This window comes from Streptomyces sp. NPDC107550, from assembly GCF_055639095.1.
The window spans coordinates 213,726-230,722 of record NZ_JBVKBC010000011.1 but is presented as its reverse complement, the minus strand read 5'-3'; the positions used below and the strand labels follow the sequence as shown (position 1 = coordinate 230,722).

16 protein-coding genes are annotated in these 16,997 nt (G+C 71.9%); all 16 read right to left on the bottom strand.

The window, feature by feature from the left end; translation table 11 throughout:
* A partial coding sequence (gene ispG, locus ACZ7LY_RS17865) for a flavodoxin-dependent (E)-4-hydroxy-3-methylbut-2-enyl-diphosphate synthase (protein WP_471625543.1) occupies positions 1-920 on the bottom strand: 920 nt, incomplete at its 3' end.
* Between the two features lie 7 nt (positions 921-927).
* The gene (gene hpnH, locus ACZ7LY_RS17860) at positions 928-1,950 is read right to left on the bottom strand and encodes an adenosyl-hopene transferase HpnH (protein WP_471625542.1); all 1,023 of its coding nucleotides are present in this window, start codon (positions 1,948-1,950) and stop codon (positions 928-930) included.
* Positions 1,951-1,955: 5 nt separating this feature from the next.
* Positions 1,956-2,612, bottom strand: coding sequence for a phosphorylase family protein (locus ACZ7LY_RS17855; protein ID WP_471625541.1), 657 nt, complete (start codon positions 2,610-2,612; stop codon positions 1,956-1,958).
* Positions 2,612-4,630 (bottom strand): squalene--hopene cyclase, encoded by a 2,019-nt coding sequence (gene shc, locus ACZ7LY_RS17850; protein WP_471625540.1) that lies wholly within the window; start codon positions 4,628-4,630, stop codon positions 2,612-2,614. The genes ACZ7LY_RS17855 and shc overlap by 1 nt, the downstream gene beginning before the upstream one ends.
* Positions 4,631-4,733: 103 nt before the next feature.
* Positions 4,734-5,801, bottom strand: coding sequence for a polyprenyl synthetase family protein (locus tag ACZ7LY_RS17845; RefSeq protein WP_471625539.1), 1,068 nt, complete (start codon positions 5,799-5,801; stop codon positions 4,734-4,736).
* Between the two features lie 47 nt (positions 5,802-5,848).
* Entirely contained in the window at positions 5,849-7,306 is a 1,458-nt protein-coding gene (gene hpnE, locus ACZ7LY_RS17840) for a hydroxysqualene dehydroxylase HpnE (protein WP_471625538.1), read from the bottom strand.
* Positions 7,303-7,476, bottom strand: coding sequence for a hypothetical protein (locus tag ACZ7LY_RS17835; protein WP_471625537.1), 174 nt, complete (start codon positions 7,474-7,476; stop codon positions 7,303-7,305). The genes hpnE and ACZ7LY_RS17835 overlap by 4 nt, the downstream gene beginning before the upstream one ends.
* A complete protein-coding gene (hpnD, locus tag ACZ7LY_RS17830; protein WP_471625536.1) occupies positions 7,476-8,426 on the bottom strand; it encodes a presqualene diphosphate synthase HpnD in 951 nt (316 codons plus the stop codon). The genes ACZ7LY_RS17835 and hpnD overlap by 1 nt, the downstream gene beginning before the upstream one ends.
* Positions 8,423-9,325 (bottom strand): squalene synthase HpnC, encoded by a 903-nt coding sequence (gene hpnC / locus ACZ7LY_RS17825; protein ID WP_471625535.1) that lies wholly within the window; start codon positions 9,323-9,325, stop codon positions 8,423-8,425. Before hpnC ends, hpnD begins: the two co-directional genes overlap by 4 nt.
* A 430-nt stretch (positions 9,326-9,755) precedes the next feature.
* On the bottom strand, positions 9,756-10,538 hold the full coding sequence (locus ACZ7LY_RS17820; protein ID WP_471625534.1) for an ABC transporter ATP-binding protein: 783 nt from the start codon (positions 10,536-10,538) through the stop codon (positions 9,756-9,758).
* Positions 10,531-11,460, bottom strand: a complete 930-nt coding sequence (locus ACZ7LY_RS17815; RefSeq protein WP_471625533.1) for an ABC transporter permease — start codon at positions 11,458-11,460, stop codon at positions 10,531-10,533. The genes ACZ7LY_RS17820 and ACZ7LY_RS17815 overlap by 8 nt, the downstream gene beginning before the upstream one ends.
* 93 nt (positions 11,461-11,553) lie before the next feature.
* Complete coding sequence (locus tag ACZ7LY_RS17810; RefSeq protein ID WP_471625553.1) at positions 11,554-12,399, bottom strand: glycosyltransferase family 2 protein; 846 nt, start codon at positions 12,397-12,399, stop codon at positions 11,554-11,556.
* Between the two features lie 44 nt (positions 12,400-12,443).
* The gene (locus ACZ7LY_RS17805; protein WP_471625532.1) at positions 12,444-13,223 is read right to left on the bottom strand and encodes a CDP-alcohol phosphatidyltransferase family protein; all 780 of its coding nucleotides are present in this window, start codon (positions 13,221-13,223) and stop codon (positions 12,444-12,446) included.
* A complete protein-coding gene (locus ACZ7LY_RS17800; protein WP_471625531.1) occupies positions 13,201-14,268 on the bottom strand; it encodes an iron-containing alcohol dehydrogenase family protein in 1,068 nt (355 codons plus the stop codon). Before ACZ7LY_RS17800 ends, ACZ7LY_RS17805 begins: the two co-directional genes overlap by 23 nt.
* Positions 14,256-15,008: a phosphocholine cytidylyltransferase family protein gene (locus tag ACZ7LY_RS17795; RefSeq protein WP_471625530.1), complete on the bottom strand. Its 753-nt coding sequence runs from the start codon at positions 15,006-15,008 to the stop codon at positions 14,256-14,258. Before ACZ7LY_RS17795 ends, ACZ7LY_RS17800 begins: the two co-directional genes overlap by 13 nt.
* A complete protein-coding gene (locus ACZ7LY_RS17790; RefSeq protein ID WP_471625552.1) occupies positions 15,005-16,762 on the bottom strand; it encodes a DUF5941 domain-containing protein in 1,758 nt (585 codons plus the stop codon). Before ACZ7LY_RS17790 ends, ACZ7LY_RS17795 begins: the two co-directional genes overlap by 4 nt.
* Positions 16,763-16,997: the final 235 nt, after the last annotated feature.

Below are 16,997 nucleotides of genomic sequence, written 5' to 3'. Positions count from 1 at the left end.
CCGTCGAGCCCGGCCGTGACCTCCTCCGCCAGCTTGTACACATCCACCTGCGCCCGCCCGCACGAAGGGCAGGAGACGATCTCCAGACGGCGCGGCCGCAGCCCCAGGGACTCCAGGATCTGGTTGCCGACCTTGATCTCCTCCACCGGCGGCGCCGACAGCGAGACCCGGATCGTGTCACCGATCCCCTCGGAGAGCAGCGCCCCGAACGCCACCGCCGACTTGATCGTGCCCTGGAAGGCCGGCCCCGCCTCCGTCACACCCAGGTGCAGCGGATAGTCACACGCCTCCGCGAGCTGCCGGTAGGCGTTGATCATCACGACCGGGTCGTTGTGCTTCACCGAGATCTTGATGTCCCGGAAGCCGTGCTCCTCGAACAGGGACGCCTCCCACAGCGCCGACTCGACCAGCGCCTCCGGCGTCGCCTTGCCGTACTTCTGGAGCAGGCGACGGTCCAGCGAGCCCGCGTTGACCCCGATACGGATCGGCGTGCCGTGATCGTTCGCCGCCTGGGCGATCTCCTTGACCTTGTCGTCGAACTGCTTGATGTTGCCCGGGTTGACCCGCACCGCCGCACAGCCCGCCTCGATCGCGGCGAACACGTACTTCGGCTGGAAGTGGATGTCCGCGATCACGGGGATCTGCGACTTCTTCGCGATCACCGGCAGCGCGTCCGCGTCGTCCTGCGTGGGGCACGCCACCCGCACGATCTGGCAGCCGGTGGCCGTCAGCTCGGCGATCTGCTGGAGCGTGGCCCCGATGTCCGAGGTCCGCGTCGTCGTCATCGACTGCACGGACACCGGCGCGTCGCCCCCGACGGGCACCGGCCCGACCATGATCCGGCGGCTCGCGCGCCGCCGGGCCAGGGGTCGGACCGGTACCTCGGGGAGGCCCAGTGAGACGGGCTCTGCCGACGTCATGACGTCGTCACCCGCGGTTGGAGACGACGGTGTCGGTCATCGCCCGCAGCGACTCCTTGAGGGAGTCCATCGTGGCGAGGACGGCGGTGGGCTCGTAGCCGCAGTGCGCCATGCAGTTGGCGCAGCGCGGGTCCTTGCCCCGGCCGTAGGCGTCCCAGTCGGTCTTCTCGATCAGCTCCCGGTACGTCGGCACATAGCCGTCGCTCATCAGGTAGCAGGGCTTCTGCCACCCGAAGAGGGAGTAGTTCGGGATCGCCCACGCCGTGCACGGGAAGTCGACCTTCCCCTCCAGGAAGTCCAGGAAGAGGGGCGAGTGGTTCAGACGCCACCGCTTGCGGTTGCCGCCGGCGAACGCCTTCTTGAACAGCTCGCGGGTCTGCTCGACGCCGAGGAAGTGCTCCTGGTCGGGGGCCTTCTCGTAGGCGTACGCGGGCGAGATCATCATCTCGTCGACCTTGAGGTCGTCGTTGAGGAAGTTGAGCACCTCGATGATGGTCTGCGGGGTGTCGGTGTTGAAGAAGGTGGAGTTCGTCGTGACGCGGAAGCCGCGCCGCTTGGCCTCCTTGATCGCCTCGACGGCCTCGTCGAAGACGCCCTCCTTCGCCACGGACTCGTCGTGCCGCTCGCGCAGCCCGTCGATGTGCACCGCGAAGGCGAAGTACGGGGACGGCGTGAACTTGTCCATCTTCTTGCGCAGCAGCATCGCGTTGGTGCAGAGGAACACGTACTTCCTCTTCGCCACCAACTGCCGCACGATCTCATCGATCTGAGGGTGCATCAGCGGCTCGCCGCCCGCGATGGAGACCATCGGCGCGCCGGACTCCAGGACGGCGCCGACGGCCTGGGCGACCGGCATGCGCTGCTTGAGCACGCCCGCCGGGTGCTGGATCTTTCCGCATCCCTCGCATTTGAGGTTGCAGGCGAAAAGCGGCTCCAGTTCGACAATGAGCGGGAACTTGTCCCGCCTGCGGATCTTCTGTTCAGCGAGATAAGTCGCCACCTTGATGGACTGGCGAAGCGGCATGGCCATCTGGCTCACCTCCGAGGGAGCAGCAAAGAACGGTGCCATTCGAAAAATGCGGGAAGGACGGCACGAAGGACACGGAAAGCCGATAGTCCACCGCGCACCGTGCCGATCCGGACGAGTTCATGTTCTGGAGCGTCCACGACCACTCGGACGGCCGCAACCGGGCGCGGCCCGGCGGCCCGCGCCGTGCGCAGCGTGGCGGCCGACTCCATGTCGACGGCGACCGCGCCGGTGGCGAGCAGGTCGCCGCGTTCGTGGCCGCGTACGACGTGGTCGGAGCCGGTGAGCGGCCCGGTGTGCACGGTCCGCCCGGGCACCGCCTTCACCAGCTCCTTGACCAGCAGCTCCGTACCGGTGCACGGCGTGTGGCCCAGGGCGTCGCGGGTCTCCTCCGCGACGACCAGGTCGCCGGGGTGCATGCCGGGGGCGAGCCCGGCACAGAACCCGGTGGCGAGCACGGCCGCGTCGCGCAGGGCCGGCCCGCCGAGGGCGCGGGCCATGGCCCGCTCGGCGGCCCGGGGGCCCATGCCGGTGCGCAGCACGGTCACCGGGGACCGCGCGTCGCCCCGGCCGCCGGTGCGCAGCGCCAGGTGCTCGATGCCCAGGGCGCAGGCGACGAGCAGCGGCGCTCCGGCCGGCGGGCGGGCCGCCGGGCTCGCGGTCATCAGCCCCCCTCGGTGACGGGGGCGGCGCCCGGGGTGGAGAAGGGTTCGCCGTGGACGTACCGGCCGAGCGCGGTCAGCGGGAAGACCTGCCGGTACAGGTGGTAATTGATCGAGAAGTCCCAGGGGAAGCCGGTGCCGGTGAAGTACGGCTCCTCCCAGGTGCCGTCCGCCGTCTGGGTCTGCGCCAGATAGGCGACGCCCCGCTCGACGGCGGCGCTGTCCCGGCGCCCCGCCGCGAGGAGCGCCATCAGCGCCCAGCCGGTCTGGGAGGCGGTGGAGGCGCCGTGGCCCTTCCACTCCTCGTGCCGGTAGGAGCGCAGGTCCTCGCCCCAGCCGCCGTCCTCGTTCTGCACGGATTCGAGCCAGGTGACGGCGCGGCGGATCGCGGGGTGCGAGGCGGGCATCCCGGCGGCGATCAGCGCGGGCACCACGGAGCCCGTCCCGTATACGTAGTTGACGCCCCAGCGGCCGAACCAGGCGCCGTTCGCCTCCTGTTCGGCGAGGAGCCAGTCGATGCCGCGCCGGGTGCGCGGGTCGCCGGTCATGCCCTCGACGGCCAGCATCTCGACGACGTGCCCGGTGACGTCGGCGGACGGCGGGTCGATGACCTCACCGAAGTCGCAGAACGGCAGCCGGTTGGGGAACGGGCTGGTGTTGTCGACGTCGAAGGCGCCCCACGCCCCGTTCTTCGACTGCATGCCGAGGTTCCAGCGCACGCCGCGCTCGATGGCCTTCTCCACGCGCGCCCGGTCGGGGTGCGCGACGCGGCGCAGGGCGAGGACGACCTCGGCGGTGTCGTCGATGTCGGGGTAGTTGTCGTTGTGGAACTCGAAGGCCCAGCCGCCCGGTTCGAGCGCGGGCTTGCGCACGGACCAGTCGCCGGGCCGGTCGATCTGCTCGTCGAGCATCCAGCCTGCGGCCTTGACGAGCGCCGGGTGGTCGGCGGGCAGCCCGGCGTCGGCGAGCGCGATGGTGGCGAGGCACGTGTCCCACACCGGCGACTGGCACGCCTCGATCATGCGGGCGCCGTCCTCGCGCCATACGGCGAAGCGGTCCAGGGACTCCAACCCGGCCTTGAGCACCGGGTGTTCGAGGTCGTAGCCGAGCAGGTGCAGGGCGATGACCGAGTAGACGGCGGGGGGCTGGATGCCGCCCCAGCAGCCGTCGTTCTCCTGCCGCTCGATGATCCAGCGGGCGGCCGCGTTCATCGCGGCCTTGCGCAATCTCTTCGGGGCCACCTTGTGATAGCCGTGCATGACCTTGTCGAGCCGCTGGAACGCGCCGTCCCAACTGGCCACCCGCGCAAGGGGCTTGGCCGGGTCGGGGTCGCGCGGGTCGGTGTGCAGCTCGTCGAGCGGGAAGGGCGCGGGGCGCACCGGCCGCTTGGCGGAGACGACGGTGAGCGGCACGATGGTCTGCCGGGCCCAGCAGCCGAAGTCGTAGATGTTGAGCGGCGCCCACTTCGGGAACCAGATCAGCTCGGGCGGCAGTTCGGGCAGGTCCTCCCACTTCCACCAGCCGAACAGCGCGAGCCAGATCCGGGTGAAGACGCGGCTCGCGGCGATGCCGCCCCGCTCCCGGACCCAGGCGGCGGCGCGGGCCATGTGCGGGGCGTCGGGGGCGTCGCCGGCCAGCCGCAGGGCGACGTACGCCTCGATGGTGGTGGACAGTTCGCCGGGGCCGCCGTAGAAGGTGGCCCAGGTGCCGTCCTCGCGCTGCTCGCCGCGGATGAACAGGGCCGCCGCATCGGTGGTGGCCTTGTCGCGGATGCCCAGGAACTGGCGGAGCAGCAGGTCTTCGGCGTCCATCGTCACGTTCGTGTCGAGGTCGCCCTTCCACCAGCCCTGCGGGTCCTGCCGGGCCAGCAGGAAGTCGGTGGCGCGCTGTATGGCGCGGGTGGCGGCGTCGCGTGCGCGTGTCCCGGCCGCCTCGGGGGTCGTGTCGGTCGGTGGGGCAGTGGTGGCCGAGGTCGCCTCGGGAGCGGGGGCTCCGGTGCTTCCGTCGGTCGTCGCTGTCATGGCTATCCCTTCATGCAGTGGTTCATCTCTGCTGGGTAACCGTCGGCCGATGCCCTGGCGGGACATCGGCCGGCGACTGCGAGTCATATGCGGCCGATAGTGATCATCTCTTTCGTACGACGACGAAGTCGGCGAGCGCCGCGAACTGGGCGCGCACCGGTGCGGGCATCCGGACGGAGTCCAGGGCTTCGAGGGCGATCGTGTGCTGGCGGCGGGCCTCATCGGCGGTCCACTCGCGCCCGCCGGCCTCCTCGATGAGGGCGGCGCGGGCGGCGAAGTCGGCCTCGGTGAAGGCGTCGAAGTCGGTGGCCTTGGCGTCGGCGGCGAGGATCTCGCCGAGCCGCTCGGAGGCCGCGCCGCCGGCGCCGAGCGCGGCGACGACGGGCAGCGACTTCTTGCGCTGGCGCAGGTCGCTCCAGGTCTGCTTGCCGGTGGCGTCGGGGTCGCCCCAGATGCCGAGCAGGTCGTCGACGGCCTGGAAGGCGAGGCCGAGGTGGTAGCCGTAGCGCTCAAGGGCGTCGGCGGTGACGTCGTCGGCGCCGCCGAGTACCGCGCCGATGGAGGAGGCGCAGGCGAGCAGGGCGCCCGTCTTGTTGCCCTCCATCTCCAGGCACTCCTCGACGCTGACGCGCTCGCGGTGCTCGTAGGAGATGTCCTGGGCCTGGCCGTCGATCAGGGCGCGGCTCGCGGTGGTCAGGCGGCGGGTGGCGCGGCCCGCGTCGACGGTCTCCAGCTCCAGCAGCACCTCGTTGGCGAGGGCGAACAGGGCGTCGCCGACGAGGATCGCCTGCGCGGGCCCGTGCACCTTCCACACGGTGTCGCGGTGGCGGCGCTGCTCGTCGCCGTCCATGAGGTCGTCGTGCAGGAGCGAGAAGTTGTGGACGAGTTCGACGGCGACCGCGCCGGGCACGCCGACCTCGGGGGCGGCGCCCGCGGCCTGCGCGGAGAGCACGGCGAGCGCGGGGCGCACGGCCTTGCCGCCGTCGCCGGCGGAGGGCTTGCCGTCGGCGTCGATCCAGCCGAAGTGGTAGGCGGCGACGGTGTCCATCGGCGGCGCGAGACGGTCCACGGCCGCCTTCAGCTCCGGGGTGGCCAGCGTGCGGCCGCGCTCCAGAAGCGCGGTCACGTCCACCGCGTCGGCAGCCTCTTGGGCCGAGGGCACAGGTGGCACAGTCTCTCCTTGTTGTACGGATGTCGCTGGTTGCGCGGGGAAGACGCTCACGCCGCCTCCCGGAACAGATGGCCGCGGGGACGGCCGAGCGCGTCGAGCGCCGCGTCCGCGGCGCTGACCCCGCTGCGCACCGCGCCCTCCATGGTCGCGGGCCACCCGGTGGCGGTCCACGCGCCGGCCAGGTAGAGGCCGGGTGCCTTGGTGCGGGCGGTGGGCCGCAGGGCGCCGACGCCGGGGGTGGGCGCGAAGGTCGCGGTCCGCTCCCGGGTGACGAAGAAGTCGTGGATCTCGGCGCCGCGCGCGGCGGGCAGCAGCCGCTCCAGTTCGGGCAGGTAGCGCTCGCGCAGGGCGGCGACGGGCGCGTCGATGTCGTCCTGGGCGGCGGACTGCGAGACCGCGAGGTACTGAGCGGCGCCGCGCGCTCCGGCCGGGCCGTCGAGCAGGCCGGAGGCGTCGGTGCGGTCGAAGACCCACTGCACGGGCGAGCCGATCGCGGCGAAGAAGGGCTGCCTCAGCACCTTGCGGCCGTAGACGACGTGCAGGTTGAGGATGGGGGCGGTGTCGATGCCGAGCAGCCGGTCCGGCTCGTCGAGCGCGCCGTCCGGGAGCAGGTCGTGGGCCTCGCGCTGGGGTACGGCGAGGACGACGGTGTCGGCGTTCAGTTCCTGGCCGAAAGTGTCGCCTCCCTCGGGAACCCGTACGGTCCAACGTCCGTTCTCGGTACGGGAGATGGAGGTGACGCGTGTACGGAGTCCGATGCGCACGCCCGCGGAGTCGAGCGCCTTGCGGGCCAGGGTGTCGTGGAGTTCACCGAGGGGCGCCCGCGCCCAGCCGATGTCGGCGGCGCCCGGGTCGGAGAGCAGCCCGGTCTTGAACACCATGGCGGCGAGGGCGAGGGACGCCTCACCGGCGACCGCGTTCAGGGTGGCCACGCCGACCAGGTCCCACAGCGCCTCGACGGCACGCGGCGACTGGCCGTGCTCGGCGAGCCAGGAGCCGAAGTCGCGCCGGTCGAGCGCGGGGTCGTCGAGGTCGAGCCCCTTGAGCGCGAGGGCGGCCCGGCCGACCTTGGCGCGCTCGGCGAGCGAGAGGTGCGGGTAGGTGGCGAGGCTCTTGGCCAGGTGCAGGGGTACGGGCAGCGCGGTGCGGCGCAGGCGGCCGAGGCGGTGGCGTCCGGCGTCGAGGACGGGCACGTCGAGACGTTCCTGCAGCGGGGCGAGCGCGGTCGCGTCGATCCGGTCGAGGAACCAGCGGTAGGCGGTGCAGCAGCGCAGATAGACGTGCTGGCCGTTGTCGACGGTGAGGTCGCCGCGCCGGAAGGAGAAGGCGAGGCCGCCGAGGCGGGGCCGGCCCTCCAGGAGGGTGACGTCCATGCCGCCGTCGGCGAGGGCGAGCGCGGCGGTCACGCCGGCGATGCCGCCGCCGACGACCACGGCGGTGCGCCGCTCCCCGGTCCCGGTGTGCTGCCCGCCGACCGACTCGGCCGCGGTGGTGGTGCCGCTCATGCGCCCGCCTCCTCAAGCGTGCCGGTGGTGCCCGCGGTCCGCGTGGACCGGTGCGCGCCGGGGGCGAGGGTCCCGCGCGCGGCCGTCGCCTGCTGGGACGCCGCGCCGGGGCGCGGGGTTGCCCGCCGCGTCGCGTGCGTCGCCGTACCGGCGTGGGGGGTGGTGCGCATCAGGCACGCCTCCTGAGGGCGGTGCGGGAGACGGTGCGCGCGTCGAGGCCGGACAGGCCGCGCACGGCGACGTACGCCTTCTCGTGTCCGGGCAGCGAGACCCGGCCGCGCAGCACGGCCTCGGGTTCGCGCTCGATACGGTCGAGCAGGCGCCGGTAGATACCGGCCATGGCGGCGACGCAGGCGCCGGAGCGGCGGTCCAGCATGGGCAGCAGCCGGTAGCCCTCGGCGAACAGGGCGCGGGCGCGGCGCACCTCGAAGTGGACGAGCCCGTCGAAGTCGGAGCCGGCCGGCGGCACGGCCGCGTCGAACCCGGCGGAGCAGCCGAACTTGGCGAGGTCGTCGGCGGGCAGGTAGGTGCGCCCGTCGGCGGCGTCCTCGCGCACGTCGCGCAGGATGTTGGTGAGCTGGAGGGCGAGGCCGAGGGTGTCGGCGTACTCGGCGGCGCGCTCGGCGCCCCGCGCGCCGGGCTCGGTGCCGAAGACGCCGAGCGAGACACGGCCGATGGCCCCGGCGACGCACCGGCAGTACACCTTCAGCTCGTCCCAGGTCTCGTACGTCTGGCCGCGCAGGTCCATGAGGACGCCGTCGATCAGTTCGTCGAGCCCGCCGAGCGGGATGGGGAAGCGGTGGGAGGCGTGCGCGAGCGCGACGGCCACCGGGTCGGTGTCGTCCTCGGCGACGTCGCCGTCGCGGATGCGGCCGAGCAGCGCCCGGGTCTCCCCGAGCCGCTCGGCCTTGACGTCGGGCGCCAGCGTGCCGTCGCCGATGTCGTCGACGCGACGCGAGAACGCGTAGATCGCCGACATGGCCCGGCGCTTCGCGGTCGGCAACAGACGGATGCCGTAGGCGAAGTTACGGGCCTGCTGGCCGGTGACGGTCTCGCAGTAGCTGTATGCGGCGAGCACCGGTGCCGACACCTGCTGGTCCAACTCCACGGTCTTGCTCACCCCTCTCCTCGCAGAGTCGCTCCCACCTCGCGCAGCAGCCGGAGCTTGGTGGGTCTGGGCGGTCCAGGTAGCACGTCGTAGGTGACGGCGGTGATCGCGTGGACCGCCGCCTTCCCCCCTGACACGAACCCCGCGAGCAGCAGCTTCAGCCTGCCGGGGACGCTACCCACGAGGGGGGTGCCTTCATTCAGCAGCGCCAGGGCGCGTTCGGCCTCGTACGCGACCAGGGCGCGCACCGACGCGCCGGCGTGCGGCCGGGCGAGGTCCGCTTCCTGGACGTGGAACCTCTTCATGTCCTCGGCCGGCAGATAGATCCGGTCGTGGCCGAGGTCCTCGGCCACGTCCTGGAGGTGTTCGACGACCTGGAGCCCGGTGCAGACGGCGTCGGACAGGCGCACGCGCTCGGGGGTCGTGGTGCCGGTGATGGCGAGGACGAGGCGGCCCACGGGGTTCGCGGACAGCTCGCAGTAGGCGAGGAGGTCGTCCCAGGTCTCGTAGCGGGTGACGAGCTGGTCCTGCCGGTTGGCCGCGATCAGCCCGAGGAACGGCCCGGGGGTCAGTGAGCGGCGGCGGACGGTGGGCTGGAGGGCGCGCAGCAGGGGGTGGCGGGGCGTGGAGTCGAAGACGCGGCGCAGGTCTTCCTCGAAGGCGTCGAGCATGACGAGCCGGTCCTCGGCCTGCGCGGGGGCGACGCCGAGGTGGCGGGCGTCGGCGCCGCCGGGGGCGAGGTCGCCGTCGCCGATGTCGTCGACGAGCCGGGCGAAGCCGTAGACGGCCATCAGGTCCTCGCGCCAGGCGCGGGGCAGGAAGAACGGGGCCACCGGGAAGTTCTCGGCGGCCGCCTTGTCGAGGGTGGCGCCGCCCGCCTCGGGCGAGGGCGCGCCGTCCGTTGCCGTCACCGGGTGCGGCCCGCTTCCGCGACGACGGCAGGGGCCTCGTGGACCTGGGGCGTTTCCGTAGCCATTGCCGTCACGTCTCCCGTTCTACACTGCGGACCCAATACATCCTATTTCGGACACGCCGCCCGGCCGTCCGCGCCGCCGCCCCTCCCCCATCGGGCCGGGGTATCGCGCATTATCGCCCTACTTGCCGCGATTAAGCACCGGTACAGCTTACGTTGTACAACGACGCCCGCCACGGCGGGGTGTTCGGCAGATCACAACAACACACCGATTGGCGTCAAGATTCCTTCGGGGCAAGGAAGTTGACCCGCCCTTGACCGTGATCGCCCGACCGCGACGCCCAAGTAGTTGGCGAGTACAGGTATACCGGAGGCCCCACCGGTCCGACACCGGTGGGGCCTCACGAACGGCTCGCGCGGGAGCGGGGCTACTTGCCCGTGAACTTCTCGTACTCCTTGAGCACCTCGTCCGTCGGGCCGTCCATCCGCAGCTCGCCGCGCTCCAGCCACAGCACGCGGTCGCAGGTGTCGCGGATCGACTTGTTGTTGTGGCTGACCAGGAAGACCGTGCCGGCCTCCTTGCGCAGCTCGCGGATGCGGGCCTCGGAGCGCTTCTGGAACTTGCGGTCACCCGTGGCGAGCGCCTCGTCGATCATCAGCACGTCGTGGTCCTTGGCCGCCGCGATGGAGAACCGCAGCCGGGCCGCCATGCCGGAGGAGTACGTGCGCATCGGCAGGGTGATGAAGTCGCCCTTCTCGTTGATGCCGGAGAAGTCGACGATGTCCTGGTAGCGCGAGCGGATCTGCTCACGGGACATGCCCATGGCGAGACCGCCGAGGATGACGTTGCGCTCGCCCGTCAGGTCGTTCATCAGGGCCGCGTTCACGCCGAGCAGCGAGGGCTGGCCGTCGGTGTAGACCTTGCCCCGCTCGGCGGGCAGCAGGCCGGCGATGGCCCGCAGCAGCGTCGACTTGCCCGAGCCGTTCGACCCGATCAGGCCGATGGCCTCGCCCCGGTACGCGGTGAACGAGACGCCCCGCACGGCGTGCACCTTGCGCACCCCGCGCTCCTCGCCCCGCTTGACGATGCGGCTGAGCGCGGCGGTGGCACTGCCCTTGCCGGTCCTGGCGCCGTTCACCCGGTAGACGATGTGCAGCTCGTCGGCGATCACCGTGGGGACACGGGCGCCGCTCTTGTCGAGATCAGCCACGGCCGTAGCGCTCCTCGGACTTCCAGAAGTAGACGAAGCCGCCGACGGCGACCAGGACGGCCCAGCCGAGCGCCACCAGCCAGACGTGCGGAGGCAGGTTGGAGGACCCGTAGCCGTCGATGAGCGCGAAGCGCATCAGGTCCATGTAGATCGCCGCCGGGTTCCACTGGAGGATGTCCGAGATCCACTCCGAGCGGCCCTTGAGCATGATCGGGATGGAGAACATGACGCCGGACGCGTACATCCACGTACGCATCACGAACGGCATGAGCTGCGCGAGGTCCGGGGTCTTCGAGCCGGCCCGCGCCATGATCAGCGCGAGGCCCGTGTTGAAGAAGAACTGCAGCACGAGCACCGGGATGATCAACAGCCACGACAGCCCCGGGTAACTGCCGAACGCGCACGCCACGACGAACAGCACGATCATCGAGAACAGCAGCTGCTGGAGCTGCTGGAGCGCGAAGGAGATGGGCAGCGACGCGCGCGGGAAGTGCAGCGCGCGCACCAGGCCGAGGTTGCCGGAGATGGCCCGCACGCCCGCCATCACCGAGGACTGCGTGAAGGTGAAGACGAAGACACCGGTGACCAGGAAGGGGATGTAGACCTCCCTCCCCATGCCCCGGTCGGCGCCCAGGATCAGGCCGAAGATCAGGTAGTAGACCAGCGCGTTCAGCAGGGGCGTGGCGACCTGCCAGACCTGGCCGAGCTTGGCCTGGCTGTACTGGGCGGTCAGCTTCGCCTGCGAGAACGCGATGATGAAGTGCCGCCGGCCCCAGAGCTGGCGCACGTACTCCGCAAGGCCGGGCCGCGCCCCGCTGACGGACAGGCCGTACTTGGCGGCGAGCTCGGACGGGGACAGTCCGTCGTCGGGCGACGGGGCCGCGCTCACCGCGACACCGCCGTCATGCGTTGTCTCACTCACAAGGGGAACTTTCGTCTTCAAAAGCGCTGCCTGGTCGGGCACGGGAACGAGCCAGGGACCGGGGTCGGGCCGGTGCTCGCAGGCATGAGCTTGTCAGATGACAGGAGGTCGGCCCAGTCGGGTCAGGCGCCACACCGTACGCCACTTCATGGGACGCCGCGGGCCGCAGGGCGTCGTCCACCCTTCCTTGAAACCGCCGAGCCACGCCTTCAGGGCCGGGCCCGAGGGACGGCGCACCAGCGTCAGCAGCACCCACACCCCCAGGTACAGGGGGATGAGCGGCGCGGGCAGGTTGCGGCGCGCGAGCCAGACCCGATTGCGGGCCACCATGCGGTGGTAGACCGCGTGCCGGGAGGGCGCCGTCGTCGGGTGGTGCAGCACCATGTCCGCGCGGTAGTCGATCATCCAGCCCGCGTCCAGGGCGCGCCAGGCCAGGTCCGTCTCCTCGTGCGCGTAGAAGAACGCGTCGGGCAGCGGGCCGACCTCGGCGATGACCCGGGTGCGCACGGCGTTCGCGCCGCCGAGGAAGGTCGTCACGCGCGAGGAGCGCATCGGGTCGGCGGCGCGCAGCCTCGGCACGTGCCGGCGCTGCGTCTCGCCCGTGTCGGGGTCGGCGATGCGGAAGCTGATGATGCCCAGCTCCGGGTCGTCGGCGAACGCGTCCCGGCACTTCTGCGCGGTGTCCGTCAGCGGCAGCAGGCCGTCGTCGTCCAGGAACAGCAGGATGTCGACCTCGCACCCGGAGGGGCCGAACGCCTCGATGCCGACGTTGCGGCCGCCCGGGATGCCGAGGTTCTCCGGCAGCTCGACGGTGCGTACGCCCTCGGGCACGTCCGGCACCGGGGAGCCGTTGCCGACGACGACGACCTCGACCGGGTCGCCCTCCTGCTTGGCGACGGAGTCGAGCAGCGCCCGCAGCTCCGCGGGGCGGTTGCCCATGGTGATGACGACGGCGCCGACCTTCGCCGGCCTGTGCTCGGTACTCACTTCAGCCTGCTCGACGCGAGGATGGACACGAGGTGGAGCAGCGTCTGCAAGAGCGCGATCCCGGCGAGTACGGCGACGCCGAGCCGCGTGAAGAACAGATCGCCGCGGATCTGGTCGACGACGGCGAGGACCAGGATGAGCAGCGTCGCCTCGATGCCGAGGATCAGCCGGTGGAACTTGAGGGCGGCGGCGGCCCGGCGCGCGAACGCCATGCCGGATGAGCGCATCTCGGCGGCCGCCTCCTTGACCTGCTCGCGGCCGGTCTGCGCGCGGGCCACGCCGACCAGGTCCGTCTCGGACTTGATCAGGATGGCGCCGAGCGCGGCGAGCGTGCCGAGGAAGGCCCACAGCCAGTCGATACGGCCCGTACCCCACAGGTCGGCGGCGCGCAGGCCGAAGCCCACGAGGACGGCGGCGTCGGTGAGGTACGCGCCGACGCGGTCCATCCACACGCCGGCCAGTGAGTACTGCTTGCGCCAGCGCGCGATCTCCCCGTCGACGCAGTCGAGCAGCAGATACAGCTGGACGGCGACGACCCCGAGGACCGCGCCCCACACGCCCGGGACGAGCAGCGCCGGGGCGGCGAGGACACCGCAGACGGTCATCAGGTAGGTCAGCTGGTTGGGCGTGACCTTGGTGTTCACCAGATGGCGGTCCACACGCAGCGAGATCTCGCGCATGTAGAGGCGGCCCATCCAGTGCTCACCGCTCCTGCGGTCCTTCACCCCGGCGGGGTGGACGACCGGGCGGAGCTCAGCTACCGATGGCTTTTGCATAGTCGGCGTAGGCGTCCCTGATCTGGTCGGTGGACAGGTCGAGATGTTCGAGGATCGTGTAGCGGCCCGGACGGGTCTGCGGAGCGAACTCCACGACCTTGACGAACTCGTCCACGCTGAAGCCGATCTCCTGCGGGGTCACGGGCAGCCCGTGGCGGCGCAGCACCTCGGCCATGAACAGCGACTCCTCGTGGGCGCCGCGCAGGTGCATGGCGAAGGCCGCGCCGAGCCCGCACTGCTCGCCGTGGCTGGCGGCGCGCTTGGGGTACAGGAGGTCGAAGGCGTGGTTGATCTCGTGGCAGGCGCCGGAGGCGGGCCGCGAGTCGCCGGAGACGGACATGGCGATGCCGGTGAGGACCAGGCCCTCGGCGAGCACCTGGAGGAAGCCGTCGTCGCCGACGCCGCCGGGGTGGCGCAGCACGGCCTCGCCGGCCTGGCGGGCCATGGCCGCGGCGAGCCCGTCGATGTCCTCGCCGCGCTCGCGGGCGGCCAGCTCCCAGTCCGCGATGGCGGAGATGTTGGAGAGCGCGTCGCCGATGCCGGAGCGCACGAAGCGGACCGGTGCCTCACGGATGATGTCGAGGTCGATGACGACGGCGATCGGGTTCGGTACGCCGTAGCTGCCGCGGCCCGCGTCGTTGTCGAGGGTGGCGACGGGCGAGCACAGGCCGTCGTGCGACAGGTTCGTCGCGACGGCGACCAGCGGCAGGCCCACGCGCGCCGCGGCGAACTTGGCGCAGTCGATGATCTTGCCGCCGCCGAGCCCGACGATGGCGTCGTAGCGCCCCGCCTTCTTGACGTCGTCGGCCAGCTTGATCGCGTCGTCGAGGGTGCCGCCGCCGACCTCGAACCAGTCGGCGCGGGGCAGCGAGGGCTCCAGACGGGAGCGCAGGGCGGCGCCCGAGCCACCGCTGATGGCGATGGCCAGGCGCCCCTGGGACGACGAGATCCGCTGGTCGGCGAGGACACCGGCCAGGTCGTTCAGCGCCCCCGGCCGGATGTCGACGACGACCGGCGAGGGGATGAGCCTCGTCAGTACTGGCACGCGATCTCCCGGGCCTTGGCCAGATCGTCGTGGTTGTCGATCTCGACCCACGAGACATCGCCGATGGGGGCGACGTCGACCTTGAAGCCGCGGTTGACCAGCTCCTGGTAGCCGTCCTCGTAGTAGAGCTGCGGGTCGCGCTCGTACGTGGCCTTCAGGGCGTCGGCCAGCTCGTCGGCGGCCTCGCCCTCGATGAGGGTCACGCCGATGTACTCGCCGGTGGCCTCGGCCGGGTCCATGAGCTTGGTGATGCGCTGGACGCCCTTGGCGGGGTCGACGACGACCTTCATCTCCTCCTCGCCCAGCTCCTTGACGGTGTCGAGCGCGAGGATGATCTTCTTGCCGTCGCCGCGGGCGGCGAGCAGCGTCTTCTCGACGGAGACGGGGTGCACGGTGTCGCCGTTGGCGAGGATCACCGAGTGCTTGATCGCGTCACGGCCGCACCACAGCGAGTAGGCGTTGTTCCACTTCTCGGCGACGTCGTTCTCGATGAGCGTCAGCTTCAGGCCGTACTTGGCCTCCAGGGCCGCCTTGCGCTCGTACACGACCTCCTTGCGGTAGCCGACGATGATGCCGACCTCCGACAGGCCGATCTCGGCGAAGTTCTTGAGGGTGAGGTCGAGGACGGAGAGCTCGTTCTCGGTTCCCTCGCCCGCCACGGGAACGAGTGCCTTGGGCAGCGTTTCGGTGTACGGGCGGAGCCGACTGCCGGCGCCGGCGGCCAGGACGAGGCCGATCATGCGGGTTCTCCTTCATCGTGTACGGCGGGTGCTCCAGCAGAGACCCAGAAGCGGATGCTCTCGACGAGCACCACGAGTGCCACGAACACGGCGAGCGCCGTGAGCGCGAGCGTGAAATCTGTGGGGGCGAGCAGCGCGGCCAGCACCGTGACCACCAGCGTCCTGCCGTCGTGCCCGCCGATCGTCCGCACCAGCCACCGCGGCGGTGCCCCGGTGCCGCCGCGGATGCGGTACACCGTGTCGTAGTGATGGTAGGCGACCGCGGCGACGAGTCCGAAGGCCGCGGGAAGGGCACCGGAGACGTCGGAGCGGGCGGCGAGGACGAGCACGGTGAGGTACTCGGCGGCCCGGAAGAACGGCGGAACGAGCCAGTCCAGGGCGCCCTTGAGGGGGCGGGCGACGGCGAGCCCCGACGTGACGCAGTAGACGGCGGCGGCGACGACGGTCCACGGTCCGCGCACGTCCGTGAGAGCACTCACAGTGACGACCGCCACGCCGCCGAGGGCCGCGAGGACGGGCGCCGCGGCGGTCCGGCCGACGCGGCTGACCGCCCCGGCGAGCGGTCCGGTGTCCGCGAGGTCGGCGAGCGCGCGGGCGGCCCGGTCGGTGCGGTGGGCGCGGCGGGTCAGCGAGCGCAGGACGCGGCCGGCGGTGGTGTAGCAGGCGGCGAGGGCGCAGCCGACGAGCAGCACGTAGAAGGTGATGCGGGGCGTGGTGCAGGCGGTGAGGACCGCGATCAGGGCCCAGCGCTCGCCGATGGGCAGCACGATCATGCGGCGCACCCAGACCGTCCAGCCGACGCTGTCGAGCTTGTCGGAGAGGGCGGCGGTGGGGCTGGTGTTGGCGGTGGCGTCGTGGTTCGCCTCGTTGAAGGAGAAGTCCACGACGTGCCGGCAGGTCTGGAGCACCATGGCGCCGAGCGCGAGGGCCCACACGTCGTCGCCGTCGGCGCGGGCGGCGCCGAGAGCGAGGCCCGCGTAGTAGGCGTACTCCTTGGCGCGGTCGAAGGTGGCGTCGAGCCAGGCGCCGAGCGTCGAGTACTGCAGGGAGTAGCGGGCGAGCTGCCCGTCCGTGCAGTCGAGGACGAAGGAGGCGATGAGCAGGACGCCCGCGGCGATGAAGCCGGGGCGGGTGCCGGTGGCGGCGCAGCCCGCCGCGATCAGCGCGGTGAGCAGGGACGCGGTGGTGACCTGGTTCGGGGTCAGTCCGCGCCGGGCGCACCAGCGGGCGATGTAGCGCGAGTACGGGCTGATGAAGTGCGTGGTGAAGAAGCCGTCGCGGGCCTTGACCGCGGTGCGCAGCCGGATCGCCTCGTCGTCGACGGCGGCGACGCGCTGGCGGGCCTCGTTGCGGGCCTGCGGGTCTGCGGGCACGGCGGCGACGAGTTCGCCGAGGTCGGGGCGGTGCACACCGGTGCCGGACGCCTCAAGGGCGCCGGCCGCGCCGTCGGCGTGGCCACCGGCCTGGGCGAGCGCGCCGCGCAGTGCCGTACGGGCCTCGGGCTGGGCGGTGACGGCTCCGGTGATCGCCGCGAGGGGGAAGCGGGGGTCGGTGAGGCCGAGGCGCAGGGCGTGGACGTGGCCCACGAAGGCGGCGTCGACGACCGCGACCCGCTGGTCCGCGGGGACGCCGGCGAGCAGCGTCCCGGCGTCCGCCGGCTCGGGGGCGTACCGCACGTCGAAGCCGAGCGCCCGCAGGTCGCCCTCGAGGGACGACCCGGGCACCGGCTGACCGGTGACGATGGCGGTCGACAGACGAACTCACTCCTTGGGTGCCGGCGCGAGCGCGCCGTGCTCGGTGCATGGTGAAGTGCCCCTGACCCTCGGCTGGCGGGGTCGGCCGGGCGGCATGTCGGCAGAGGCTATCGGATGCGCAGAAGCGGGCGTTCACCGCCCGTTCACGGCCCGATCGACCGCCCGCCCCACGCGCGGCGGGGGCCTGCGGCCGGGTGGATCGCGCGCTCATCATTGTCGATCAAGGGGCCGGGCC

Coding starts and splice junctions, on each gene's coding strand:
- shc (WP_471625540.1), bottom strand. CDS start 4,630: ATGACAGCGACGACCGACGGAAGCACCGGAGCCCCCGCTCCCGAGGCG.
- ACZ7LY_RS17835 (WP_471625537.1), bottom strand. CDS start 7,476: ATGCGCACCACCCCCCACGCCGGTACGGCGACGCACGCGACGCGGCGG.
- hpnH (WP_471625542.1), bottom strand. CDS start 1,950: ATGGCCATGCCGCTTCGCCAGTCCATCAAGGTGGCGACTTATCTCGCT.
- ACZ7LY_RS17855 (WP_471625541.1), bottom strand. CDS start 2,612: ATGACCGCGAGCCCGGCGGCCCGCCCGCCGGCCGGAGCGCCGCTGCTC.
- ACZ7LY_RS17810 (WP_471625553.1), bottom strand. CDS start 12,399: ATGGGCAACCGCCCCGCGGAGCTGCGGGCGCTGCTCGACTCCGTCGCC.
- hpnE (WP_471625538.1), bottom strand. CDS start 7,306: ATGAGCGGCACCACCACCGCGGCCGAGTCGGTCGGCGGGCAGCACACC.
- ACZ7LY_RS17795 (WP_471625530.1), bottom strand. CDS start 15,008: ATGATCGGCCTCGTCCTGGCCGCCGGCGCCGGCAGTCGGCTCCGCCCG.
- ACZ7LY_RS17805 (WP_471625532.1), bottom strand. CDS start 13,223: ATGCAAAAGCCATCGGTAGCTGAGCTCCGCCCGGTCGTCCACCCCGCC.